We start from the raw sequence: 22,354 nt of genomic DNA on the forward strand, positions 1-22,354 counted from the left end.
AGAGCAACGCCTGATCGTTAAACGTTATCTCTGGCGTGAGGCCCCGCATGGCCAGTTCGCCTAACGCCTCGCGCCTCGCCAAAGGGATAACGATACGAGTTGCCAAGTCGGTCAGGAGGGCGCTTTGAATGTCTATCAGGTAAGGATAGTGCGTTTTGCTGGTTTTACTTGGGTTAGGGTAAACGTCGAATTGTGCCATCAAAAATCCCGGAATTCGTCGCCAAAGCATCCATGTTGCTCAACGAATTCGTTATAGTTCTTGATCGCACTGCGGTTTTCTTCGACCCATTGAGCGGCCTCCCGTTTCGCAAGCTCTTCCTTCAGCGCCCGCTCAAGGGTGGCAGAAAGGTTAATGTTCAGAGCGCGGCTCTTGTTGAGTAGGTCACTGTTCACAGACAGATTTGCTGCCTTTCGGGGTGCGGCTGTGTCGTAAAGTTCTGGCATTTTTTCCCTCCACAGAGTTGTGACCAATATCATTATAGGTTATGCGCACTAGAGTGCGCATTCAGTTTCCGGTGAGTAAAGCGTTATACAACCCAATAGGAGAATTCATGAAGGCGTTCAGAATATGTACGTTGATTAGTGCCGTCATACTGTTGGCTGCGTGCTCCGACAATTCATCCTCTCAGTCCGCTGAAAAAGGAGAATTAATCCCAAGAAGCACTTCGGAAAAGGCCAGCTATTATCTCATCACTACTGAATCTAATGGGGAGCATCTGCGGACGGTGCATAGTCGGGTAAGCTCCGCTAGCCATGGGTACTCAGTGACTCGCATCGACTGTGATAACAGGCGCTATCAGGACTTAGGTTTCGGTGAAGGCAACCAATCAAATATCAAAATGTACGACAATGTCCAGTGGACTGAGCTTGTACCGGGTTCAAGCAAGGCTGATTTGGCTGCTTTCGTCTGCAATCGCGCACGGGATGATCATGCCTAACCAAGCACACCAATATGCCACAGCAAGCGGTGGCAGGACGCCCGCAAGCCGGCACCTTTGTGTGCGGCGTTATGGGTAAGGAGGTAAAAGTGGAATTTATCCACCTAAAAGGGACGGATGAACTGTATAAAGAAGCATTAGATTTAAGGTATGACCTGTTTTTTCGTGCCTCTGGCCTTCCACGAGAAGTACTGTTTGATGCACTCGAAAATGATAGTCTTCATGTCGCTTTGATACATGACGGCTCGCTATGCGCATATGGTCGATTAAGCGAAGAAAGTTCAAGAATATTTAAGATATCTCAGATGGTTGTTCGCCCCGATATGCAAGGGCAGGGCTTGGGTACTAGTGTTCTTACGAAGCTCACAAATATAGCTCTCGAAAAGGGGGCTCAAAAGATATATCTAAATGCTAGGCTGCACGCCGTTAAAATGTATGAAAAATTAGGTTTTAAAACATCAGGAGTTTCCTATGTAGCCAAGGGTACGGGAGTTCCTCATGTTAAGATGGTCAAGTGCGTTTAAATAGCCCATTGAAATTTTTTAAAACGGCTGTCTTTAGCTGCTTTAAAGAGGAATAATTGCAATGAGCAATAGTATTGAAAATTCAGCCCAGTTGGCTGAGGCCAATCAAAAAATTGTTTCAGAAGGTCAGGTTCTTCCTGCTGTTCAGCTCAAAGACGGTAGCAAGGTACAGACAGGCACGGTTGCAACCATGCTCCACAACATTAAGCTTTACAACTCAGGCGAGCGCGGGCAAGTAGAGAAAGAGCTTGAGTTGGCGGTGCCGACACTGGTCAAAGTAGGGCTATTTGAGCTATTCGCTCCTGATGATTGGATAAACGGCTCCAATACTGGTCGTCGCTTCGTGGGTGAGCTTGCAAAAAGCTACTTGGAGGGAATAAGAGGCTAAAGCAATGTACGCAACAAGAGTGGAATTAAAGCGTTACATGGAGATAAGACGTTGAACCATAGTGAACACTCGTCTTTTCGAGAAAAACTCATTGAGCATCTTTTCATTGGTGAATTGCTGAAGCTTTCCTGGAAGGAATTTGGCTGCACGCTAGAGGTGGCGAGTCCAGAAGTTGATAACGCTGGCTACGATCTAATAGCGGAAGATAATGGGGTCGTGAGGCATATACAGCTTAAAGCTTCATACGTTGGCGGCAAAACAGCCAACCAGAAAGTTCATACGAGGCTTTCTGAAAAGCCTTCTGGGTGTGTTATCTGGATTTATTTCAACGAAGATACCCTGGAGCTGGGGCCATTCCTCTTCTTTGGCTCTCTTCCGGGCGAGAAATTGCCTAGCCTTGACGGGCTTAAGGTTGCAAAGCATACCAAGGGTGACCAGGGCGGATTTAAAGCCGAACGCCCTAATGTAAGGGTTTTGCCAAAAGGTTGGTTTAAAAATTTTAGTTCTATCGATGAGGTCTATGAGGCCTTATTTGGGGCACCATTTAACTGCCTGCACACGACACGCGTGTGATGCGGCGCTAGGCGGAAACTCAATTCCAATGGATGCAGAGCGTAAGCTCATAGGGGAGCTTGAATTTTGGTTGGTGGGGTCACTTCAACTCCGGCGAACTGCAACAGGTAAGCTAGAAGAGTATACCCACCATTTCGATTCGTCTGTACGAACCAACGCCTATGCTGAAGGCCCATTCTGTTCATTTTCTTTGCCGCATGCGCCACGGGCAGAAGGAGTCTATGCAATCGAAGTAGCCGGTGAGTTGAGGTACATAGGCGAATGCAGGAGTCTAGCGAGCCGATTCAGCGCTACCGGTTACGGGCAGATTGCTCCAAGAAACTGTCATAGCGATGGTCAGAGCACGAATTGCAAACTGAACGCGCATATCCTTGCTGCGGCTAAAGATGGTAAATCTACCACAGTGTGGTTCCACCCAACCTCAGAATACAAGACGGTGGAGAGAAATCTAATTCTGGATATTGCACCTCCGTGGAACGGACGAAAGCCACGAGAACCCAGTGTCGCCATACGTTCACGGCGAAAGGGTCTGACGCAACCTCCAGCTAACCATACCGAGGAGCGTCCCCCGACCGCAGCTGATTTTAGTGCGGTAATAGAAGGGTTGCTGCAGAATGCTTCAGCAGAAGGCAAAGCGGCAGTTTCAATCGAGGCGGGTGAGCTGCATCGACTAGTTGGAGGCTACCCAAAACCGCACAATCGCATGCCTATGTGTTGCGCGGCAATGCGCGCATCAATGAAGGATAATGATCGGTTTATACATCAGCCGCCAAAAGGCAATGGGGCGAGTCTCAAGATCGAATACCGATTTCCTCGATAGCGGTCGGACATAGTTGGCGGCCTAACAAGACCAAGCATAGCAAGAGCTTTTACGCTACGGTTTCGCATCTATTCCAATCCCGCGCGTACTTTAGGCGCTATGCATCAAAGGCGGCGTTCACATCCATGCTCTTGTGTAATATGCGTACTATTCTTATTTTATGGCTTTCCGTTTGTTGGTAAAAAATAACATGGCTGCCTTGCGGAAATTTTCGGTAATTCTGACGAACTTCGTCACATGACTTTCCAATATCAGGGGTTTCTGCCAATAACCAGAATGAGTCATCAAATTGTGTTAAGTAAACGTTCCGCTGCTCCTTACCCCAGCGGCGCTGTGTAAACAAAGCAATGTCTCTTAAATCCGTTTTGGCAGCCAGAGTAAGAGTGAATGGCTTCATCAGATACTTTTTTCACTATCCAGCTCATTGATAAAGCTATTGAGGTCATAGTCAGCGTCACCGCTTTGCTCACCCTCGATAAGCAGTTGTCTGAGTGTATGTAGTTTGGTTTCCTGGTTTTCGAGAAGGCGTAGGGCGGAACGAATAACCTCGCTCGCAGAGCCGTATCGACCGCTTTGTACTTGAGTGGTAACAAAGCTTTCAAAGTGGTCGCCTAGTGTGATGCTTGTATTTTTAGCCATGCCGTAAGTCTCCACTAGTACCAGAATATACCTGATTATGGTATAGGGCTGGTTGGTAGGCAAGGTGCATAGACAGCAGGAAAACCGGCTGCCAAATAAAAAAGCCACTAACGAGTAGTGGCTAATATTGATTGCTGAGAAATTGATCAGCGTTTGCTTAGTGCGGGAGAAGGGTGAGCGACAGCAATTAGCCGCTCACCTCCTAAGCGCTGACACTAGGCACTGACCTATTCGGCGGTTGCCAGCAGGCTGGCGTTGCCACCCGCTGCGGTGGTGTCGATACATAGGTGGCGTTCCACCACATAACGATCCGGCGAGATGGTCTGGGTTTCGAGCGGTATGATGGCGCCGTCGCGCTTGGCCAGCGCAATGCGCAGTTCACGTGTCCAGTCGCTGTTGCCAGCGGCGGCGACCGCGGCAATGCCTTTGACCTCGCTCACTGTCTCAGCCGAGACGTTTCCATCAAGCCCGGCCACCGGTACTCCGGCATCGATCAATGGCTTCAAGGCCTGTTCGGCGCCGGGGGCGACCACGATGGCCGCACAGCCCGTGCCTAGGGCCTGGGCTGCTTGCGCAATGGCGATATCCAGGGTTGGCCCTAAGCACAACACCACACCCTTGGGGTACATCGCCAGGCGGTTGCTTTCGCCGGTTGGCCCCGGCAGTGTCTGCGGGGTCATATCCAGCGCTGCCGTCTCATTGAGCGCCTTGCGGATAACGCCGCCTTTGCCCGAGAGCGCCTTGCGCAGTACCTCGATGCGATTGGGGCGTACCGCCCAGTTGCGCGCATCCAGTTCATCAAGAGTTGGCTGGAGATCGCTAAGTGATACGGCTTTTCCTTCTGGCGCCTCAACGTGTTCAGCCTCCGCAGTGCGGCGGAAACGATTGACGTAGAGCGGGCCACCGGCCTTGGGTCCGGTGCCCGAAAGCCCCTCGCCGCCGAACGGCTGTGAGCCAACGATGGCGCCGATCTGGTTACGGTTGACGTAGACGTTGCCGACATGGATGCGCTCAACGATCTGCTGCACGCGGTCGTCTATGCGGGTATGGAGGCCGAAGGTCAGCCCGTAGCCCTTGCCATTGATGTCGTCGACCACCTTGTCGATATCCCGCGCCTTGAAGGTGGCGACGTGAAGTACCGGACCGAAAATTTCACGTTCGAGATCCTCGATGCCGCCAACGTCGATCACCGCTGGGGTGACAAAGGTGCCGGTCTCCGGTGCGGCCAGCTTCTTCAGCACTTTGCCTGCTTTCTCTTGTGCTGCCACATAGTCGCTGATTTCGGTCTGGGCATCGGTGTCGATCACCGGCGAGACGTCGGTATCGGTGTTCCAGGGATCGCCAATGGTGAGTGCGTCCATGGCGCCGTAGAGCATGTTGAGCAAGCGGTCTCGCGCCTCTTCCTGGACATACAGCATGCGCAGCGCGGAACAGCGCTGGCCAGCCGACTGGAAGGAGGAGATCAGGATATCGCGCACTGCCTGCTCGGTCAGTGCCGTGGAGTCCACGATCATGGAGTTGAGACCACCGGTTTCGGCGATCAGCACGGCATCAGGCCCAGCGTTATCGGCCAGCGCTTTGTGGATGATCTGGGCCACCGGGGTGGAACCGGTGAAACAGACACCTGCGATGCGTGGGTCGCTGGTTAGCGGGCCGCCTACCGTTGGGCCGTCGCCAGGCAGTAACTGTAGCGCCGCTTCCGGCAAACCGGCTTCGCGCATGAGTTCGACGGCGCGGGCGGCGATCAGGGGCGTCTGCTCGGCGGGCTTGGCGAGTACCGCGTTGCCAGCTACCAAGGCGGCAGCGATCTGGCCGGTGGTGATGGCCAGGGGGAAGTTCCACGGGCTGATGCAGACGAAGATGCCGCGGGCGCTGCCGGGCTCTTCCGCTTCCAGCCGCTCGCCCTCGTTGGCGTAATAACGCAGGAAATCCACCGCTTCGCGCACTTCGGCTATGCCATCGAACATCATCTTGCCCGCTTCGCGGGTGGTGATTACGGTCAGCTCGGCGATGTGTTCCTCGTAGAGATCGGCGGTGCGGCGCAGTACCGCGGCGCGCTCGGCCGCTGGGCGTGCAGACCACTCTTTAAAACCTTGTTCGGCGGCGTCAAGGGCAGTGGCGACCTCTTCCGGGGTGGCTTCATGCACCTTGCCGATCACTCGTGTGCCATCAGCGGGGGAGACGGCATCACGCGCCGGGCCCTTAGGTGCGGGGTTGCCCACCAGCATGGGGCCTGCAGTCCAGGTGGCGTTGGCAAATTTTTCACGCGCATTGAGCAGCGGCAAAATCGAAGCGGGTTCGTTGATGCGGTAGCCCTTGGAGTTTTTGCGTTCGGGCTCGAACAGCTCACTGGGCTGGCGGATCAACGGGCTTGAGACGTCGCTGCCGAGCTGCTTAAAGCCTTCAATGGGATCCTTTGAAACGTCGCTTGGCGGAATTGAACTGTCCACCACTTGGTTGACGAACGATGAGTTGGCGCCGTTCTCCAGCAGGCGGCGTACTAGATAGGCTAGCAGGTCGCGGTGCGCGCCGACCGGGGCGTAAATGCGGCAGTGGGTGCCTTCCGACTCTTTAACGATGTGGTGCAGCGATTCGCCCATGCCGTGCAGGCGCTGGAACTCGTAGCTGTCCTTGTCATCGCCCGCCATCTCCACTACCGCAGCACAGGTGTGGGCATTGTGGGTGGCGAACTGCGGATAGATGCGATCGCGCCGGTCGAGCAGCATCTGGGCGCAGGCCATGTAGCTGACATCGGTGTTGACCTTGCGGGTGAAGACCGGGAAGGTCTTGACGCCCATCTCCTGGGAAAGCTTGATCTCGGTATCCCAGTAGGCGCCTTTCACCAGGCGTACCATAATTTTGCGGTCAAAGCGCTCGGCGAGTTCGTAGAGCGTCTCGATCATCGGCGCAGCGCGGCGACCGTAAGCCTGCACGACCACCCCGAAGCCGTCCCATCCATCTAGGCTGGGGTCGGCCATCAGGGCCTCGATCACGTCGAGGGAGAGATCCAACCGATCCTGCTCTTCGGCGTCGATATTGAAACCGATATTGGCCTTGGCTGCCTGCTGCACCAACTCTTTGGCTCGGGGCAATAGCTCTGCCATCACCGTGTCGCGGTGGGTGTATTCATAGCGCGGGTGTAGCGCCGAGAGCTTTACCGAGATGCCGGGGCTGCCGCGCACATCACCTTTGGCCTGCTCGGCGATGGCGGTGATCGCCTTGGCATAAGCCTCGTGATAGCGGACGGCATCTTCGTCGGTCCGCGCCGCTTCGCCCAGCATATCGTAGGAGTAGGTGTAGCCCTGTTTCTCGAGCTCGCGGGCATTCTTCATGCCCTCTTCGATGGTCTGGCCGAGCACGAACTGGCGGCCAAGAATCTTCATCGACTGGCCAACCGCCTTACGTACTACCGGCTCGCCCATACGGCGAACCAGGCCGCGTAGTGCCCGCGTTGGGCCCTTGGGGTCTTCTTCCAGCACCTTGCCGGTTAGCAGCAGTGCCCAGGTCGAGGCATTGACCATCGACGATGAAGACTTACCCAGGTGGGCGCCCCAGTCGGAGGGCTCAATCTTATCGTGGATCAGGTCGTCGATGGTTTCTGCATCGGGCACACGCAGCAGCGCTTCTGCCAGACACATCAAGCCAACGCCTTCGGTGGTCGAGAGCCCGTACTCGGCTAGGAACGCCTCCATCATTGAAGGCGATCTTTCCTTACGCACACGCGCTACGTAGTTGGCGCCCACGGCGGCGACCTTCTTGCGGTCATCCTCCGACAGCTTGATACGCTCGACCAGCCCGTGCAGCACATCTGCCTCGTTGGCGTCGTAGTTGGTGCGAATGCGTGAGCGTAGATCACTCACGTCGCTATGCAGATGGTCGTTCATACAGGGTCTCTCCTTGCTAGCCGACACTTAGGCGTTGCTGCGTCGGTTAGGGTGTAGTCATACTTTTTGCAGTCAACACAAAATAACTAACCTAAAGAGGGCTCCCGCGGGAGCCCTCTTGATACGCTCAATGTGGCTGAGCGCTTACTTGCGTTCGATATGCTGATATTCACCGGCATCGTCAGTCGCATTGCTGACGACGATGATGGCGATGAAGGACGCGATGAAGCCAGGAATAATCTCATAAATGCCTGGGCCACCCATAAAGGAGCCGTTCCAGCCTAGTGAGATCCAGATCATAACGGTGAGCGCGCCTACCACCATGCCTGCGATAGCCCCATTGCCGTTGGTGCGTGACCACATCAACGACAAGATAATCAACGGGCCAAACGCGGCGCCGAAGCCTGCCCAAGCGTTACTGACCAGCCCCAGAACCTGGGAGTTTTCGTCAGAGGCAATAACCGCTGCCACAATGCCCACCAGTACTACACAGACACGGCCTACGGCGACACACTGCGCTTCCGTTGCGTTCTTGTGCAGGAACAGGCGATAGAAGTCTTCGGTTAGTGACGAAGACGCCACCAGAAGCTGGCTTGAAACGGTGCTCATAACCGCTGCAAGCAGCGCCGCATAGAGGAAGCCGGTAATCAACGGATGGAACAGTAGGTCTGCCAGGATGATAAAGATCGTTTCCGGATCTTGGACATCAATACCGTTGCGGATCGCATAGGCCCGGCCAAAGATGCCCAAAGAAACGGCACCAATCAGCGAGATAAGCATCCAGCCCATGCCAATGTTGCGGGCAATGGGCACATCCTTAAGTGTACGGATCGCCATGAAGCGCACAATGATGTGCGGCTGGCCGAAATAACCCAGGCCCCAGGTCACAGCCGACAGCCACCCGATGAAGGTCAGCCCCGACGTCCAGGAAAGCAGGGTGGGATCGACTTCATTCAGGGTCTGCGTGGCCTGCGATAAACCGCCGCCACCTTCGCCAAACAGCACCACCGCTGGCATGATCACCAGTGCCAGCATCATGATGCAGCCTTGCACGAAGTCCGTCATGCTCACGGCCAGGAAGCCACCGACAACCGTATAAATAAGCACCACGCCCAGAGTGATCATGACGCCCATGGCGTAGTTGCTCATGTCGCCGAAGTTGTAAATGCCAGTAAACGCGCTTTCAAACAGCTTGCCGCCAGCCACTAGGCCTGAGGCGGTATAGACTGCGAAAAAGATCACGATAACGATGGCAGACACTGTGCGCAGTGACATGGAGCGGGTGGGGAAGCGGTTTGCCAGAAAAGCAGGGATGGTGATTGCGTTGCCGTAGTGAACGGTCTGTTCACGTAGACGAGGGGCGACCAGAATCCAGTTGAATAACGCCCCCACGAGCAAACCAATACCGATCCAGGCGGAACCCAGGCCAGATACAAACATTGCCCCAGGCAGGCCCAGCAGCAGCCAGCCGCTCATGTCCGACGCACCGGCCGACAGGGCCGCTACTTTTGGGCTGAGGGTACGACCACCCAGCATGTAATCTTCAGAGGAAGAGGTGGATTTGCGCATCGCATAAATGCCGATGCCAACCATGAGCGCAAAGTACGCTATGAGACTGATCCAAACACCAATAGCCATGTAATTTCTCCAGTTCGTCAGGACGGAATTAGCTCCGACCGGTTAGCGCCGTTACCGTGCAGAATCCGGTAGTGGCCCGCATTATTTTTTTAACTCCGTTTGCTATTACGTTACGAGGCCTAACGAGTGCCTACTAGAGATAGTGTCAGAAAAGTTGATGGCACGTTTATCAGCAATGATCCCACTATTATTTTCGACCATGAGTTAGTTCCCTGTTCAGGAGTTTTGGTTTGTCGTTGATGAGCTACTCACTCATCGCCTAGCGCCAACAGTGACGCGTTCCCGCCTAACGCAGCGGTGTTATTAGTAATCGTTTTTTCAGTCACAAAGCGTTGCAGATAAAGAGCAAATGAGTAACAAGGCGTTTCGCCCAAACCAATAACTGAATGTAGAGTGCCGCCACCTCGAGTGTATGTTGGTTCCGCGGCAAAACGTGTCAATTTCGCGGCAAGAGCAGCAATTATACGACTTTAGTAGAGTTTTTGCTGGCCTGCTAGCGGCCCTAAAGCAGCATTTGACGGGCTCATGGCGACCGGTGGTACATCCGCTTGGCGCAGTTTGCGCGGCGACAATCCGTAGCTGCGGCGAAATGCATGGGAGAGCGCGCTTTGATTGGCAAAGCCGGTTTGAATGGCAATATCGGTGAGGGGAAGACGGCTTTGTAGGACCAGTTGGCGGGCCGCATGCAGACGCTGGCGCTTAACGTACTGCCAGGGCGACAGGCCGGTTTGGGCGCGGAAGCAGTCGGAGAAATGGGCTTCGCTTAAACAGGCGAGCCGGGCTAAATCGGCGACGCGCAGGTCTTCGGCGAGGTGCTGACGAATAAAGCGGTTAATGCGCGTCAAATCCAGGCGCTGCTGGTTGCTGTTGGCGGTGGTGCCTAATCGCGCCTTCAGTGAGCCCAGCAGCGTGGCGGCCAAGCGGTCTTGCTGAAAGGAGTCAGTCGAGGTATCAAACCCTTGAGCAAGTTCGCTTTGCATAAACGCTAAATAGTGTTGCAGCGCGTTATCCAGGCCAAAAAAACGTGGCGCATCAAATAGCGCTACCAGTCCGCGATTTTCACCGGTGAGCGCAGGGGCGTCTTCGGGTAGGTCAAAAATTAATTGCCGATTGTGGCCGTAACCCGAGTAGTAGTGCTCGTGATTAGCGGGCACGATACAGCCCGAAAAAGCATTAACTCGTCCACCTAAGCCTTCAATTTCAAATTCTGATGAGCCACACAGCGTAATCACAATCTGGTGGAAATCATGGGTATGGTGGTGCGTTGCGCTGGCCAACGGAATTTGTCGAATGGTGCTGGGCATAGTAGGTCTCCTTAACCGCAACAGCTACTGCTGGCGGAGGGCCGTATGGGCGGACAAATGATCGCGAAGGGCTTGAAGTTCGTCTTGTCCTTCTTGACTGAGCAATGGTTTGCCCTGAGCAATCATCCAACGTCTTCCGTGCTGCTCCATTAAGTGTGCAGCCCGGCGTCTGATGTCGTCCAAGTACTCGTTGTGCCGAATGGGGTAGCCGATTATCGCATTCCACTCGGTTTCGCTTACTTGGCTGTTGAGCGCCTTATCAAACAACGCCAGTAAGTCCTTGGGTTCGGTGCGGTAGCGGGGGGTGCTTGAGGTCATTAGCACCAGCATTACCGCACCAATCACCAGTAAGCACACCCCAAACACCAATAGATACAGCGCCATTCGCGGTGCTCCCAGGCATCATTAATTAAAAAATTGCCTCTAAATTATACGCTTGACGCCGCCTGGGTCGAAATTTTTACTTTTTTGCGAACTTTTTCTTCATCGCGTGTCTGAGTATGTACAGGCAACATCGCGATAGCAGTCGCTAAAGTTGTTGTTCTGGCTCTATTGTTTTGATCCCTTGCTTCCGCTACTCACTGAGTAGCGGTTTTTTTTGGCTAACGATTTTTCTGTCAAAAGCTTGCCTAGAACGTTTAACAACCCTGCTAATGGCGGCGTATAGCTAATAGCGCTATTAGGATATCACGTCGTGTCACGATTCCTACCAGCCGCTGCTGCTCAACCACTGGGTAGACTTTAGGTTTTGAGCCAAGCATCTCCTGGGCCAGGTCGGTTATGCTTTTAGTGGGGGAGACGCTGAGCACTTCGTGGCGCATCATCTCTTTTACCAACGGGGCTTCGTCATCATGGTAAATACTGTCCAGCACACGGCCCATAACATCCTGTTCTGAAATAAAGCCAATTAAACGATCGGCATCATCCACTACCGGCGCGCCGGGCAGGCGGTGCAGTGCCAGCCCTTTAGCCAAGGTGGTGACCGAGGCGTTGGGTGAAACACGGTAGCAATCCCGGGACATGATGTCGCGGACAATGCTGGGTGTTGCTCTATTCATCATGGACACTCCTTGCTCATCGTAGTAATCGCTATGGCAAGCAGGGCATCGCAAGCAAAGCGATCTGGTCTAGGTGCTAAAGTAGCAGCGACTCTTTCACTGTAGGTGATTTAATCCGCAGTGTTTTGTCTGCAAGTCGTCTTTATTCAACGCTGTAAGTACTGAATTTTCTGAGCCGTTAATTTTCTAACCACTCAAATGACCGGCAAATTAACGCATTAAGGAGCCACCCATGGATGCACGTGAGTACTTAAATCGCAAAGGGGTGGGGCTTGACCGAGACCCTGACCGGCCGAACACCTTGGAGGAGAAAGCCTGGGAGCGTGCGCGGGGTTCCGGGCACCAACGGCCAAAATCGGGGACGCCTCACGATTGGGAAGATTGGGAGCGTCACCACGATGATCTTGCTGAAGGTGCTGAAACCCTTGAGCAGAAAATTGATAAAGAGGCCCATCGGCTTGCCCAAGAGCGGGCCGCAAAAGCTTCAACTGAGACCTCTTCCAGCACTGTGGAGCACTTCACACCGCCGCCCAATAAACCAGCGGCTTACCAGGTCGAGCCACCCAAAGCGACTTCTGGGCCGCAAGCAGAGCAAACTGTACCGGAGCCTGGCGCGTTAAAACTCGCCTATTATGCTTTGGCGCTACTCCTGCCACCGCTGGCGGTGGGCTTAACCTTGGGGGGAGGTAAACGTGTAGGTTTAGCCGTACTACTCACGCTAGCGGGATGGCTGCCCGGCGTTGTGTACGCGGTTTGGTGGTTGCAGCGGCGTTAACTAACGCCCCTTAAAGGCGTTTACCGCTTGGCAGTCACTTTCAAGTGCGTATAATCCGCGTAAACTAAATAATAGATTGAGGTTTACGATGGGTTATCTGATCGGCGTCACTGCCCTATGGGCCTTCTCCTTTTCGCTGATAGGGGTTTATCTAGCGGGCCAGGTCGACAGCTACTTCGCGGTGCTCCTGCGGGTAACGCTTGCTACGCTGGTGTTCTTGCCATTTTTACGCCCCAGCCTGTTGCGTGGTAAACAGCGGCTGGCGCTGATGGGCTTAGGCGCCATACAGCTGGGGGTGATGTATACCTTCTTCTACCAATCTTTTTTATTGCTGTCGGTACCTGAAGTCTTGCTGTTCACCATCTTTACGCCTATTTATATTGCGCTGCTGGATGATCTGCTGTTTGGGCGCTTCACGCCGATCTATATTGTGACCGCGCTGCTCGCGGTAGTTGGGGCAGGGGTTATACGCTACGACGGCGTTGATAGCGGCTTCTGGGCAGGCTTTTTAGTGGTGCAGGGGGCCAACCTCTGTTTCGCGCTTGGTCAGGTGGGCTATCGTCGTCTAGCCGCTGACCTACCGCCCACACTGGCCTGGCATAACGTGTTTGGCTGGTTTTTTATTGGCGCGATGGTCGTGGCTCTGCCCGCCTATTTGCTGTTTGGCAACAGCGCGGCACTGCCAACCACCTCACTGCAGTGGGGCGTCCTTGCATGGTTGGGGCTGGTCGCGTCTGGCGTCGGCTATTTTGCCTGGAACCAGGGGGCCACCAAAGTGGATGCTGGCACGCTGGCGATTATGAACAATGCCCTCGTTCCGGCAGGCTTAATCGTCAATTTAGTGATCTGGAACCGCGATGCGGATATTCCACGTTTGCTGTTGGGGGCCGTTATTATGGCCGCCTCTCTATGGCTCAACCACTGGTGGTGTCAGCGCCGTCAAGTGGCCGTTAGCTAAGCCTGTTTGCCCGATAGCAGAGGTGTCTCCATAATGGCGACTTACGTTAGCGAGAGTCGGCCCATGAGCAACACCTTATCAGCAGACGCTAAGCCAGGGAGTGTATCCCCCTCCAGCGATCAATCAAGCAGGCCCTTTAAAACGATCGGGCTGATTGGTCGGCTGGGGAGCGACAAAGTGGTTGACTCCCTCCAGCGTCTGGTGACCTACCTGACTGCCCATGATTATTCGGTGTTGGTGGAAGACCGCACCGCCACTGCCTTGCCGCACCACGGCCAACCGGAAGCGAGTCGCCGCATGTTGGGTGAGCTGTGCGACTTGGTGATTGTAGTGGGAGGCGATGGCAGCTTGCTGGGTGCCGCACGTGCCCTATGTCGCAGTGGTACGCTGATTTTAGGCGTTAATCGGGGCCGCCTGGGATTTCTTACCGATATCTCCCCAGATGAGCTGGAAACCCGCGTCAGCGAAGTGCTGGCGGGGGAGTTCGAGGTTGAGCAGCGTTTTTTACTCGATACCGTGCTTTATCGTAATGGTGTAGCGGTAGGTAATGGTGACGCCTTGAACGAGGTCGTCCTGCACCCCGGCAAAGCGGTGCGCATGATTGAGTTTGAGCTGTTTATTGATGGCCAGTTTGTGTATAGCCAGCGCAGCGATGGCTTGATTGTCGCGACCCCCACCGGCTCTACGGCCTATGCACTTTCTGGCGGCGGGCCGATTATGCACCCCAAGCTCGATGTGGTGACGCTGGTGCCGATGTTCCCTCATACGCTGTCGAGTCGCCCCATTGTGGTTGATGCCGCCAGCGAAATACGCATTCATATTGGCGAAACCAATCAATCCTATCCGCACATCAGCTGCGATGGACAGACCCGGGCGGTGGCCAAACCCAACGATGTGTTGGTGATTACCCGCAAGCCTGAGCGTGTCCAACTGGTGCATCCCATCGGCCATAATTTCTACGAAGTGTTGCGCAGCAAATTAGGCTGGAGCAATCGGCTGGGGGATTGAGTATGGAGGGCTACGACCTTATTGGGGATGTTCACGGCTGCGGCGCTACGCTTGCCTCGCTGCTGGAAAAACTGGGTTATCACCAGCGCAACGGCGTGTATCGCCACCCCCGGCGCAAAGTGATATTCCTGGGCGACCTGATTGATCGCGGCCCAAGAATTCGTCTGGCGGTCACCATTGCCCGACGAATGGTCGAGCAGGGCGAGGCGTATATTGTCATGGGCAATCACGAATATAACGCCCTGGCCTATACCCACCCAGGACCCGCTGGTAGCCACAAACGCTGGTTGCGCGAGCATACGCCGCGGCATAATCGTATTATTCAAGACACCCTAGAGCAGTATCGCGACTTCACTAATGAGTGGGAAGACACCCTGGCGTGGTTTAAAACCATCCCGCTGTGTTTAGAAATCGATGGTATCCGCGTGGTGCATGCCTGCTGGGATGAGACACTAATTGATGAGCTTAAACAGCGCCGCCCAGATGGCTGCATGGACACCCAGTTTCTGATTGAGTCCACCGACCCCACCACTCAGGCGTTTCGGATCTTAGATCGCCTCACCCGAGGCCCGCATGTCTCGCTGCCCGCGGGCATTGCAATACACTCCGGTGATGGCTTTACGCGGAAAAGTTTTCGCGCTCACTTCTGGGCCGAGGCTCCAAAGCAGTGGGGAGATGTGGTCTTCCAGCCGGATAACTTGCCCGGTGATCTTGAAACCCGCGAATTGACAGACGAAGAACGACAGAAACTTAGCTATTACGGGCCAGAGCAGCCGCCGTTGTTTATCGGTCACTATTGGTGCGAAGGCATACCGGCACTGCCGGCCCATAATATTGCCTGCCTGGACTATAGCGCCGTCAAATATGGGCGTTTAGTGGCTTATCGTTGGAGTGGTGAGTCGGTCTTAAATGCTGATCATTTTGTCTGGATTAAAGTGCCAAAAGAGGAGAGGGCGCTGCCTAAACCCTGGGAAATCGACTTTGATTAACCGCGGCGATTAAGAAATGTTTCTTTTAATTACATAAAATTACATATTTTTTTCAAAACGGCTGAACTAACCCTGCCGTCGGCTATCTGAGTAAGTGTTCCCTTGAATGATCCCTTGCTTTTATTCTCCGGCGGTCCCCACCGCCGGTTTTTTTTCGCCTGTATGTTGGCAGCCGTGCGGTACATTCAGTCGTTATCTTCAATAGCTACCCGCTGCGGTCAGCATGACGTCAGCGCTTTGATTAGAGGGATGTTATGCATCCAGTGATGCTTCTGCCCGATCACGCGGATACGAGCAAACTGCGCCAGGCGCTTTGGCGCCATCGCATTGGCCACCGCATTACCGATGAGGCCGACGGCCAACTGCTATGGGTCGCCGACCCGCGCCAACTAGATGCGCTTAAAGCCTTGGTTGAACGCTGGCAGCAGGGGGAACCCCTGGTGCTCCAGCAGCCTAATCAGCATCCACGCACGATGGCCAACTCCTTGGCTGCGCTAAAACAAGTGCCGGTGACGGCGCTGATGATTGTGATTAGCCTGGTGATATTTGCACTGATTGCTGTTTTTGGTGATCAGTTGATCGTCACTTTAACCATCGTGCCGATAGGTATTTCGGGGGGCGAGCTGGTGTTCGGCAATCTGACCCAAACGCTGACCTCAGGCCAAGTATGGCGCTTATTATCGCCCGCTTTTCTGCACTTTGGCTGGATGCATTTAATCTTCAATTTGATGTGGGTGTGGTATTTCGGCCGCCAGGTCGAGGCCCTACAGGGCAGCCGTACCATGCTACTGCTGCTTGTTGTGGCGGGCATTGGCGCTAATGTGGCGCAGTACGCAACCGGTACCGTGCTATTTGGTGGCATGTCAGGCGTCGTTTACGCCTTGCTGGCCCACGTTTGGTTGATGTCACGACGGGTTCCCCAAAGTGGCTTCTTTGTGCCCCAGATGTTGGTGGTATTTATGCTGGGGTGGATGGTGTTCACCATGACCGATATGGCGGGCAGCGTTGGCTTTGGCAATGTCGCTAATGAAGCGCATTTGGGCGGTTTACTCGTGGGGCTGGTCACGGGCTGGTATTATTCATCCCGCCGTTTGAAAAATCGTTAAGAGGCCTGCAATGAGCGAAATGACGTTCGAAAAAATGATCAATCAGATGACCCCAGCGATTTACGAGAGCCTTAAACAAGCCGTATCGCTGCGTAAATGGCCCGACGGTCGCCGCTTAACGCCGGAGCAGACCGAACTCTGCCTGGAAGCCGTTATGCGTTTTGAGGCGGAGAACAACGTGCCTGAGGAGAACCGCGTTGGGTATCTAGAGCAGCGTACCTGCGGGGCGGCGGCTAGCGGTGCTGGCGTAACGCCTGAAATGGCGGGTTTGGCACGGGATGCCACGCGTGATTGAAGCGGCAATACCGGGCTTTTCAGTACAGGGCTGTTTAAGCAAAATGGCGGCAGCGCTGCCCAGCCGCCAAGACGAACAGGTAGATTACCACTTGCGCGCGGGCGAGCACCGGGTTGCGCTAAACGAGCGTATTGGTGAGCCGCTTAGCTTGCGTTGGACAGGTGCCATTGCCTGTACCCACTGTGGGCGGGCAACCAAGAAAAGCTTTGCCCAGGGCCACTGCTACCCCTGCTTCAAGCGGCTAGCCCAGTGCGATACCTGCATCATGAAGCCGGAAGCCTGCCACTATTTCCAAGGCACCTGCCGTGAGCCGGAGTGGGGCGAGCGGCACTGCTTCCAGCCGCATATCGTCTATTTGGCTAACTCGTCGGGGCTCAAAGTCGGCATTACCCGCAAAACCCAAATGCCTACCCGCTGGTTGGATCAAGGCGCGATTCAGGCGCTGCCGATTCTTGAAGTGGATACCCGTCAGCAGTCGGGGTTTGTCGAAATGCTGTTTAAACAGCAGGTGGCCGACCGCACCAACTGGCGGGCCATGCTTAAGGGTGACGTCGAGGCCATGGATTTATGCGCCGAGCGTGACCGTTTGCTCAACCAGTTAGCTGATGGCTTGAACCAACTGCGTGAGACCCATGGCGCGGAGGCGATTCGCACGCTGGAAGCGGTGCCGCAGCATTTTCACTACCCTGTCAGCGTTTTCCCCAAAAAAGTGGTCTCGCATAATTTTGATAAACAGCCGCTGGTGGAAGGCGTGCTGCAAGGCATCAAAGGGCAGTATTTGATCCTTGATAGCGGGGTGATTAATCTCCGCAAATTCACAGGTTACGAGATACAAGTGAGCTAGTCGGCTAGCCAGATGGGGGTGTTTTGACTAAGGTTAGGGAGTGATCTGATCCCGCCTTATGCAACGCAAGGAAGCCCCGATGCCCTGGCTTAAACTGGTTCACATTGCCGCGCTAGTGATCTGGTGCGGCTCGCTGCTTTATTTGCCTGCCTTACTCAGCCAGGCACTGCAACTGCGCAAAGACGCGGGCTTCGCCCAGGGCACACCGCCCATGCCGCGGTTTTTTTATAACTCAGTCGCTACCCCGGCCGCCCTAGTGGCGATCTCCTCGGGCACGCTGCTTTTTCTCATCCATGGCGTGTTGGGTGGCTGGCTGATTTTGAAACTGGGTGCCGTTGTAGCCATGGTCGCCGCCCACGGCTGCTTTGGCTGGTTAATCCTACGCCTTGAAATGGGCCACTACCGCTGGGTAAAGCCCGCCAACTGGACGGCGCTATGCGTTGCATTGGCGGGCATTATAGGTGTACTGGGGCTTGTGTTAGCTAAGCCACTGGATTGGAGCTAACGCCGTGTCTTTTAACAGCTTAGCTTTAATCCTCAACGTCGACCCCCACGGCGTGCTCATACACCAACTGCCCACCCAGCCAGCCCGCCAAAGCGATCAACGCGGCGGTGAGCAGCGATACGGCCAGCCCCCAGGGCAAAATCGCACTCGGGTCGTTGAAGCGCAGCAGCCAGTTCAGCGACGCCAACGAGAGCATGACCACCGCGACGATGGCGTGGCTCCAGCCGGTAATCAGGCGGCGAATGCGCGGCACGGTGACCAGATCGATAATGCCCGCCGTACTGGCAATCCAGCCGCCAAACGCGCCGACGCCTGCCAGCCACAGGCTAGCGCGCAACCAAAAGGGGTCGCCGCTCAGCAGGTAACCGATATCGCTTGCCACCAGCGCCATCAGGGCTGCGACGGGAAAGTGAATCATCACGGGATGAAGCGGGTGGCCAGCGAGGGACGCGCGGCTTTTAATCGAGCGCTGACGAGGTTTTGCCATGGTCACTTCCTGTGGGCCGAAACAGCAATTCAAAGTGTAAGACACACTATTCAACGCTTAACCCCGCAGCGGGTCAACTCACTTGGCGTAACGCTAGCGCTGTTTGCGGGGCTGTTGCTAACCGGCTGCGCGGGGGATAAGTCTATTCTAGACCCGGCCGGTCAGGCCGCGCGCGATGTGGTGATGATCTGGTGGGTAATGCTGGGGTTTGGCAGCGTGGTTTTGGTGCTGGTCACCGCTTTTTGGCTGTATACCTTCAAGCACAAAGAAGTAACGCGAACGCCTGCCGAGGAGCGGACAATAGCTCGCCGCTGGATTATTGGCGGCGGCATTGTGCTGCCGGTGGCCAGCATTACCGCGCTACTGGCCTTCGGGGTGCCCACTGGGCAGCGTTTATTGCCGCTACCGTTGGGAGAACCACCGGAAGTCATCGAAGTTATCGGCCATCAATGGTGGTGGGAAGTCCGCTACCCAGGGGCGGAAGGGGGCGAGGTGGTGACCGCTAATCAACTTATTATGCCGGCGGGAGAACCGGTCGATTTTCACGTCACCGGTGCCGATGTGATTCACGCCTTCTGGGTGCCCCGCCTGGGTGGAAAGATCGATATGATTCCCGGGCGGGTGAATAAAATTCGTCTGGAAGCGGATGAACCGGCGGTATTTGGCGCCCAGTGCGCCGAGTTTTGCGGTGCCCAGCATGCCCAAATGCAGCTCTATGTAGAAGCTGTCGAGCGCGACGAGTACGAGGCCTGGCTGGCTGACCGTCAAACGGACGCATTGTCGTCGCTAGCGGAAAACGATCAACAGCATGAACCGGCCAGGGAGACCTTTATGACCCATTGCGCGAGCTGCCATCGGGTAGCGGGACTCTCCTCGGGTGTTGAGGGGCCGGATCTCTCCGATCTTGGCAACCGCACCAGCCTTGGGGCGGGCATTATGGCCATGGAAGAGGGGGCGGTAACCCGCTGGCTACAGCACCATCAAGATTTAAAGCCGGGCAACAAAATGCCGCCCCACGATGATATTGAGACGGCCACCTTGGAGAGCCTGGGTGCTTGGCTGGAGACGCTCACCCCATGACCACTATCAACCGTGAAGCGACCCCCGAAGGCGATAACATCAAAGGCCCCCATCAACTGCACAGCGACTTGCACGAGATCTGGGGTAACCCGCGTGGCTTGAAAGCCCTCACCATTGTTAACCACACCACGCTCGGCCTACGGTTTATGGTCACTGGAATGGTGTTCTTCTTGATCGGTGGCCTGTTGGCCATGCTGGTGCGCACCCAGTTGGCGCTCCCCGATCAAGACTTTATGTCGCCGGATATCTATAACCAGGTCACCACCATGCATGGCACGGTGATGATGTTTCTGTTCGCCATCCCCATGCTGGAAGGGTTGGCGATTTATATGATTCCCAAGATGATCGGTGCCCGGGATTTGGTCTGCCCCCGGCTTACATCGCTGGGCTACTGGTGCTACCTGTTTGGCGGCATTATTTTGTCGTTTAGTTTGGTGCTGGAGATGGCGCCGAATAGCGGCTGGTTTATGTATACCCCGCTCAGCAGCAGCGAGTACTCCCCAGGATTGGGCTCGGATTTTTGGCTACTGGGTATTACTTTTGTTGAGATCTCTGCGCTCTCTGCTGGGGTTGAACTGGTGGTTTCAATACTGCGTACCCGCACCCAGGGCATGGCGTTGCACAAAATGCCGCTGTTTGCCTGGTATATCCTCGCCATGGCGCTGATGATCGTGGTTGGCTTCCCGCCGCTGATTCTGGGCAGTATTCTGCTGGAGCTTGAGCGCGCGGTGGGGATGCCGTTTTTTGAAGTGGCCGGCGGCGGCGACCCGATTCTTTGGCAGCACCTATTCTGGTTGTTTGGTCATCCCGAGGTGTACATCATCTTTCTGCCTGCAGCGGGCATAGTCTCCACGCTGATACCGGTGTTTGCTGGCCGTCCGATTGTTGGCTATGGCTGGGTGGTGTTTGCCATTGCAGTGACAGGCTTTATCAGTTTTGGGCTTTGGGTTCACCACATGTTTACCGTGGGCATCCCTCAATTGGCCCAGGCGTTCTTCTCCGCCGCCAGTATGTTGGTGGCGGTGCCCACGGCGATTCAGGTGTTTGTGTGGCTGGCCACGCTATGGCTGGGTAAGCCCAAGATGAAACTGCCGATGCTGTGGATCATGGGGTTCCTGATTATCTTTGTGTGTGGCGGCTTAACCGGGGTGATGCTGGCGCTGGTGCCGTTTAACTGGCAGGTGCACGACACCCACTTTGTCGTAGCGCATATGCACTATGTGCTGGTGGGCGGTATGTTCTTCCCGCTAATTGCCGGGCTTTACTACTGGCTGCCGCTGTTTTCAGGAAGAATGCCGTCTAAAACATTAGGCAAATGGGGCTTTTGGCTTACCTTTTTAGGCTTTAACGGCACTTTCTTAATCATGCACTGGACGGGCCTGCTGGGTATGCCGCGGCGGGTTTACTCCTATGAAACAGGCATGGGTTGGGATATTTTCAATCTGCTCTCGTCCATGAGTAGCTTTATTATGTCGGCGGGGATTGCCATGGTGTTGCTCGATTTTGCGCTGCATTTCCGTTTTGGCAAACCCGCTAAGCATAACCCCTGGAATGCTGACACTCTTGAGTGGGCTAACAGCATGCCGCCCAGCGCCTATAACTTTGTCAGCCTACCCAGCGTCGAGACGCGTCATCCGCTCTGGGATAATCCCGACCTGCCACGCACCATGGCAGAAGGGCAGCATCGCTTGGCGGTGGCTACCCATGGTCGGCGGGAGATGTGGGGCACCGACCCGTTAACGGGCAAAGTGCGGGAAATCATTCACCTTCCGGGTAATTCCTGGTGGCCGCTGTTTGCTGCCATGGCGCTGGCTGTTGTATGTATTAGCTTGCTAACGCGTCTTTATCCCTTGGCGGGCATTGCGGTGGTTATCGCTGGGCTATTTTTGCTGCGCTGGTCGTGGGAGAACGGGGCGCATCCAAAAGCCGCCCCGGATGCAGAAGTTGCTCCCGGCGATCCACCACTGCACTCGCGTACCATGGATGGCCCCGGCCTATGGGCCATGTCGATCACGCTAATCGCCAATGGCTCGTTCTTTCTCTCGTATCTGTTTGGTTGGTTTTACCTGTGGACGGTGTCGCCGGAGTGGCGGATGCCTGAGTCTTCACCGCTCTCTTTGCTTGGGTTGATTCTTGCCGGGGCAGCGCTAACCGCTGGCGCAGGAATTCTCGAAAAACTTGTTAGCGGTTTGCGACAGGGTAGGGATGCGGGGCTGGCAGTGGGCATGTATGGCATCAGTGCCCTTGGATTTGTGCAGGTAGCAATGACGCTGTGGGTGCTGTTAAGTGCAGACTTGGCAGTGACCGAGACCTCCCATGATGCAATCATCATGGTTGGCTTAGCCTATGCGCTGCTACATGGCGGTTTAGGCGCCGTGCTTGCCCTGCTTCAAGGCCTGCGGGTGGGCTATGGCTATGTGGGTGCTCATGCGCCTTTCGAACCCGCTGTGGTTGCCCAATGGTGGCGCTATAACCTAGTGACCTTCTGGATACTCGTGGGCGCGCTTGCCGTGTTGCCTCGCGTAATAGGGAGCTAATCTG

Annotated in this window: 24 protein-coding genes and 1 pseudogene; 14 read left to right on the plus strand and 11 right to left on the minus strand. The window is 55.1% G+C overall.

Going from position 1 to position 22,354, the window contains the following annotated elements; all coding sequences use genetic code 11:
* Positions 1-199, minus strand: a 199-nt coding sequence (locus tag ACT3UM_RS18610) for a CcdB family protein (protein WP_498901291.1), incomplete at its 3' end; no start/stop codon positions are given.
* On the minus strand, positions 199-444 hold the full coding sequence (locus ACT3UM_RS18615; RefSeq protein WP_498901293.1) for a type II toxin-antitoxin system CcdA family antitoxin: 246 nt from the start codon (positions 442-444) through the stop codon (positions 199-201). The genes ACT3UM_RS18615 and ACT3UM_RS18610, both read right to left, overlap by 1 nt.
* Before the next feature lie 107 nt (positions 445-551).
* Between ACT3UM_RS18615 and ACT3UM_RS18620 the strand changes: the two genes are divergently transcribed.
* The 4 genes from ACT3UM_RS18620 (at position 552) to ACT3UM_RS18635 (ending at position 2,423) form a co-directional block, all read left to right on the plus strand.
* On the plus strand, positions 552-938 hold the full coding sequence (locus ACT3UM_RS18620) for a hypothetical protein (RefSeq protein WP_498901295.1): 387 nt from the start codon (positions 552-554) through the stop codon (positions 936-938).
* Between the two features lie 14 nt (positions 939-952).
* The gene (locus ACT3UM_RS18625; protein WP_498901297.1) at positions 953-1,462 is read left to right on the plus strand and encodes a GNAT family N-acetyltransferase; all 510 of its coding nucleotides are present in this window, start codon (positions 953-955) and stop codon (positions 1,460-1,462) included.
* A 61-nt stretch (positions 1,463-1,523) separates the two neighbouring features.
* Entirely contained in the window at positions 1,524-1,850 is a 327-nt protein-coding gene (locus tag ACT3UM_RS18630) for a DUF7709 family protein (RefSeq protein WP_498901299.1), read from the plus strand.
* A 51-nt stretch (positions 1,851-1,901) separates the two neighbouring features.
* Positions 1,902-2,423, plus strand: coding sequence for a PDDEXK-like family protein (locus tag ACT3UM_RS18635; protein ID WP_498901301.1), 522 nt, complete (start codon positions 1,902-1,904; stop codon positions 2,421-2,423).
* Positions 2,424-3,340: 917 nt separating this feature from the next.
* On the opposite strand, the gene ACT3UM_RS18640 is transcribed toward ACT3UM_RS18635, so the two are convergent.
* The 8 genes and pseudogenes from ACT3UM_RS18640 to ACT3UM_RS18675 form a co-directional block, all read right to left on the minus strand.
* A complete protein-coding gene (locus ACT3UM_RS18640; RefSeq protein ID WP_498901303.1) occupies positions 3,341-3,640 on the minus strand; it encodes a type II toxin-antitoxin system RelE/ParE family toxin in 300 nt (99 codons plus the stop codon).
* The gene (locus tag ACT3UM_RS18645; protein ID WP_240719352.1) at positions 3,640-3,882 is read right to left on the minus strand and encodes a type II toxin-antitoxin system ParD family antitoxin; all 243 of its coding nucleotides are present in this window, start codon (positions 3,880-3,882) and stop codon (positions 3,640-3,642) included. The genes ACT3UM_RS18640 and ACT3UM_RS18645 overlap by 1 nt, the downstream gene beginning before the upstream one ends.
* 227 nt (positions 3,883-4,109) lie before the next feature.
* A complete protein-coding gene (gene putA, locus ACT3UM_RS18650) occupies positions 4,110-7,766 on the minus strand; it encodes a bifunctional proline dehydrogenase/L-glutamate gamma-semialdehyde dehydrogenase PutA (RefSeq protein WP_498901305.1) in 3,657 nt (1,218 codons plus the stop codon).
* Positions 7,767-7,910: 144 nt separating this feature from the next.
* On the minus strand, positions 7,911-9,404 hold the full coding sequence (gene putP / locus ACT3UM_RS18655; protein WP_498901307.1) for a sodium/proline symporter PutP: 1,494 nt from the start codon (positions 9,402-9,404) through the stop codon (positions 7,911-7,913).
* A gap of 248 nt (positions 9,405-9,652) precedes the next feature.
* Positions 9,653-9,745 (minus strand): annotated as a pseudogene (locus ACT3UM_RS18660) (1-pyrroline-5-carboxylate dehydrogenase); the annotation flags it as partial.
* 129 nt (positions 9,746-9,874) lie between these two features.
* Complete coding sequence (locus ACT3UM_RS18665; RefSeq protein WP_498901309.1) at positions 9,875-10,708, minus strand: helix-turn-helix domain-containing protein; 834 nt, start codon at positions 10,706-10,708, stop codon at positions 9,875-9,877.
* 24 nt (positions 10,709-10,732) lie between these two features.
* Positions 10,733-11,092 carry a hypothetical protein gene (locus tag ACT3UM_RS18670; protein ID WP_498901311.1) on the minus strand — a complete coding sequence of 120 codons (360 nt, stop codon included), beginning with the start codon at positions 11,090-11,092 and terminating at the stop codon, positions 10,733-10,735.
* Positions 11,093-11,358: 266 nt separating this feature from the next.
* Positions 11,359-11,766 carry a CBS domain-containing protein gene (locus ACT3UM_RS18675; protein ID WP_035583471.1) on the minus strand — a complete coding sequence of 136 codons (408 nt, stop codon included), beginning with the start codon at positions 11,764-11,766 and terminating at the stop codon, positions 11,359-11,361.
* A 232-nt stretch (positions 11,767-11,998) separates the two neighbouring features.
* On the opposite strand from ACT3UM_RS18675, the gene ACT3UM_RS18680 reads away from it, so the two are divergent.
* The 8 genes from ACT3UM_RS18680 to ACT3UM_RS18715 all read left to right on the plus strand — a co-directional run bounded on the left by ACT3UM_RS18680 (position 11,999) and on the right by ACT3UM_RS18715 (position 18,246).
* Positions 11,999-12,541, plus strand: coding sequence for a YqaE/Pmp3 family membrane protein (locus ACT3UM_RS18680; protein WP_498901313.1), 543 nt, complete (start codon positions 11,999-12,001; stop codon positions 12,539-12,541).
* 88 nt (positions 12,542-12,629) lie between these two features.
* Positions 12,630-13,499, plus strand: a complete 870-nt coding sequence (locus ACT3UM_RS18685) for a carboxylate/amino acid/amine transporter (RefSeq protein WP_498901315.1) — start codon at positions 12,630-12,632, stop codon at positions 13,497-13,499.
* 63 nt (positions 13,500-13,562) lie between these two features.
* Entirely contained in the window at positions 13,563-14,507 is a 945-nt protein-coding gene (locus tag ACT3UM_RS18690; RefSeq protein ID WP_498901317.1) for an NAD(+) kinase, read from the plus strand.
* A gap of 2 nt (positions 14,508-14,509) precedes the next feature.
* Positions 14,510-15,496, plus strand: coding sequence for a metallophosphoesterase (locus tag ACT3UM_RS18695; RefSeq protein ID WP_035580228.1), 987 nt, complete (start codon positions 14,510-14,512; stop codon positions 15,494-15,496).
* 254 nt (positions 15,497-15,750) lie between these two features.
* The gene (locus tag ACT3UM_RS18700) at positions 15,751-16,602 is read left to right on the plus strand and encodes a rhomboid family intramembrane serine protease (protein ID WP_498901320.1); all 852 of its coding nucleotides are present in this window, start codon (positions 15,751-15,753) and stop codon (positions 16,600-16,602) included.
* Between the two features lie 10 nt (positions 16,603-16,612).
* Complete coding sequence (locus ACT3UM_RS18705; protein WP_064233250.1) at positions 16,613-16,897, plus strand: YeaC family protein; 285 nt, start codon at positions 16,613-16,615, stop codon at positions 16,895-16,897.
* Positions 16,881-17,741, plus strand: a complete 861-nt coding sequence (locus ACT3UM_RS18710) for a DUF2797 domain-containing protein (protein WP_498901322.1) — start codon at positions 16,881-16,883, stop codon at positions 17,739-17,741. The genes ACT3UM_RS18705 and ACT3UM_RS18710 overlap by 17 nt, the downstream gene beginning before the upstream one ends.
* 79 nt (positions 17,742-17,820) lie before the next feature.
* Positions 17,821-18,246 (plus strand): CopD family protein, encoded by a 426-nt coding sequence (locus ACT3UM_RS18715; protein WP_498901324.1) that lies wholly within the window; start codon positions 17,821-17,823, stop codon positions 18,244-18,246.
* A gap of 25 nt (positions 18,247-18,271) precedes the next feature.
* Here the strand turns inward: ACT3UM_RS18715 and ACT3UM_RS18720 are convergent, their stop codons facing one another.
* A complete protein-coding gene (locus tag ACT3UM_RS18720) occupies positions 18,272-18,733 on the minus strand; it encodes a DUF2231 domain-containing protein (protein WP_498901326.1) in 462 nt (153 codons plus the stop codon).
* A 27-nt stretch (positions 18,734-18,760) separates the two neighbouring features.
* On the opposite strand from ACT3UM_RS18720, the gene coxB reads away from it, so the two are divergent.
* Both coxB and ctaD read left to right on the plus strand, forming a co-directional pair.
* Positions 18,761-19,813: a cytochrome c oxidase subunit II gene (gene coxB, locus ACT3UM_RS18725; RefSeq protein ID WP_498901509.1), complete on the plus strand. Its 1,053-nt coding sequence runs from the start codon at positions 18,761-18,763 to the stop codon at positions 19,811-19,813.
* Entirely contained in the window at positions 19,810-22,350 is a 2,541-nt protein-coding gene (gene ctaD / locus ACT3UM_RS18730) for a cytochrome c oxidase subunit I (RefSeq protein WP_498901328.1), read from the plus strand. Before coxB ends, ctaD begins: the two co-directional genes overlap by 4 nt.
* Positions 22,351-22,354: the final 4 nt, after the last annotated feature.

Source organism: Halomonas sp. AOP13-D3-9 (genome assembly GCF_052379125.1).
In the GTDB taxonomy this organism is placed as follows: Bacteria; Pseudomonadota; Gammaproteobacteria; order Pseudomonadales; family Halomonadaceae; genus Vreelandella.

Excerpts from the sequence above, each read along its gene's own strand:
- ACT3UM_RS18715 (WP_498901324.1), top strand. The coding sequence starts at position 17,821 with ATGCCCTGGCTTAAACTGGTTCACATTGCCGCGCTAGTGATCTGGTGC.
- ACT3UM_RS18705 (WP_064233250.1), top strand. The coding sequence starts at position 16,613 with ATGAGCGAAATGACGTTCGAAAAAATGATCAATCAGATGACCCCAGCG.
- ACT3UM_RS18695 (WP_035580228.1), top strand. The coding sequence starts at position 14,510 with ATGGAGGGCTACGACCTTATTGGGGATGTTCACGGCTGCGGCGCTACG.
- ACT3UM_RS18690 (WP_498901317.1), top strand. The coding sequence starts at position 13,563 with ATGAGCAACACCTTATCAGCAGACGCTAAGCCAGGGAGTGTATCCCCC.
- ACT3UM_RS18665 (WP_498901309.1), bottom strand. The coding sequence starts at position 10,708 with ATGCCCAGCACCATTCGACAAATTCCGTTGGCCAGCGCAACGCACCAC.
- ACT3UM_RS18625 (WP_498901297.1), top strand. The coding sequence starts at position 953 with ATGCCACAGCAAGCGGTGGCAGGACGCCCGCAAGCCGGCACCTTTGTG.
- ACT3UM_RS18710 (WP_498901322.1), top strand. The coding sequence starts at position 16,881 with ATGCCACGCGTGATTGAAGCGGCAATACCGGGCTTTTCAGTACAGGGC.
- putP (WP_498901307.1), bottom strand. The coding sequence starts at position 9,404 with ATGGCTATTGGTGTTTGGATCAGTCTCATAGCGTACTTTGCGCTCATG.
- ACT3UM_RS18720 (WP_498901326.1), bottom strand. The coding sequence starts at position 18,733 with ATGGCAAAACCTCGTCAGCGCTCGATTAAAAGCCGCGCGTCCCTCGCT.
- ACT3UM_RS18615 (WP_498901293.1), bottom strand. The coding sequence starts at position 444 with ATGCCAGAACTTTACGACACAGCCGCACCCCGAAAGGCAGCAAATCTG.
- ACT3UM_RS18700 (WP_498901320.1), top strand. The coding sequence starts at position 15,751 with ATGCATCCAGTGATGCTTCTGCCCGATCACGCGGATACGAGCAAACTG.
- ACT3UM_RS18675 (WP_035583471.1), bottom strand. The coding sequence starts at position 11,766 with ATGAATAGAGCAACACCCAGCATTGTCCGCGACATCATGTCCCGGGAT.
- ACT3UM_RS18640 (WP_498901303.1), bottom strand. The coding sequence starts at position 3,640 with ATGAAGCCATTCACTCTTACTCTGGCTGCCAAAACGGATTTAAGAGAC.
- ACT3UM_RS18680 (WP_498901313.1), top strand. The coding sequence starts at position 11,999 with ATGGATGCACGTGAGTACTTAAATCGCAAAGGGGTGGGGCTTGACCGA.
- ACT3UM_RS18670 (WP_498901311.1), bottom strand. The coding sequence starts at position 11,092 with ATGGCGCTGTATCTATTGGTGTTTGGGGTGTGCTTACTGGTGATTGGT.
- ACT3UM_RS18630 (WP_498901299.1), top strand. The coding sequence starts at position 1,524 with ATGAGCAATAGTATTGAAAATTCAGCCCAGTTGGCTGAGGCCAATCAA.
- ACT3UM_RS18685 (WP_498901315.1), top strand. The coding sequence starts at position 12,630 with ATGGGTTATCTGATCGGCGTCACTGCCCTATGGGCCTTCTCCTTTTCG.
- ACT3UM_RS18645 (WP_240719352.1), bottom strand. The coding sequence starts at position 3,882 with ATGGCTAAAAATACAAGCATCACACTAGGCGACCACTTTGAAAGCTTT.
- ACT3UM_RS18620 (WP_498901295.1), top strand. The coding sequence starts at position 552 with ATGAAGGCGTTCAGAATATGTACGTTGATTAGTGCCGTCATACTGTTG.
- putA (WP_498901305.1), bottom strand. The coding sequence starts at position 7,766 with ATGAACGACCATCTGCATAGCGACGTGAGTGATCTACGCTCACGCATT.
- ctaD (WP_498901328.1), top strand. The coding sequence starts at position 19,810 with ATGACCACTATCAACCGTGAAGCGACCCCCGAAGGCGATAACATCAAA.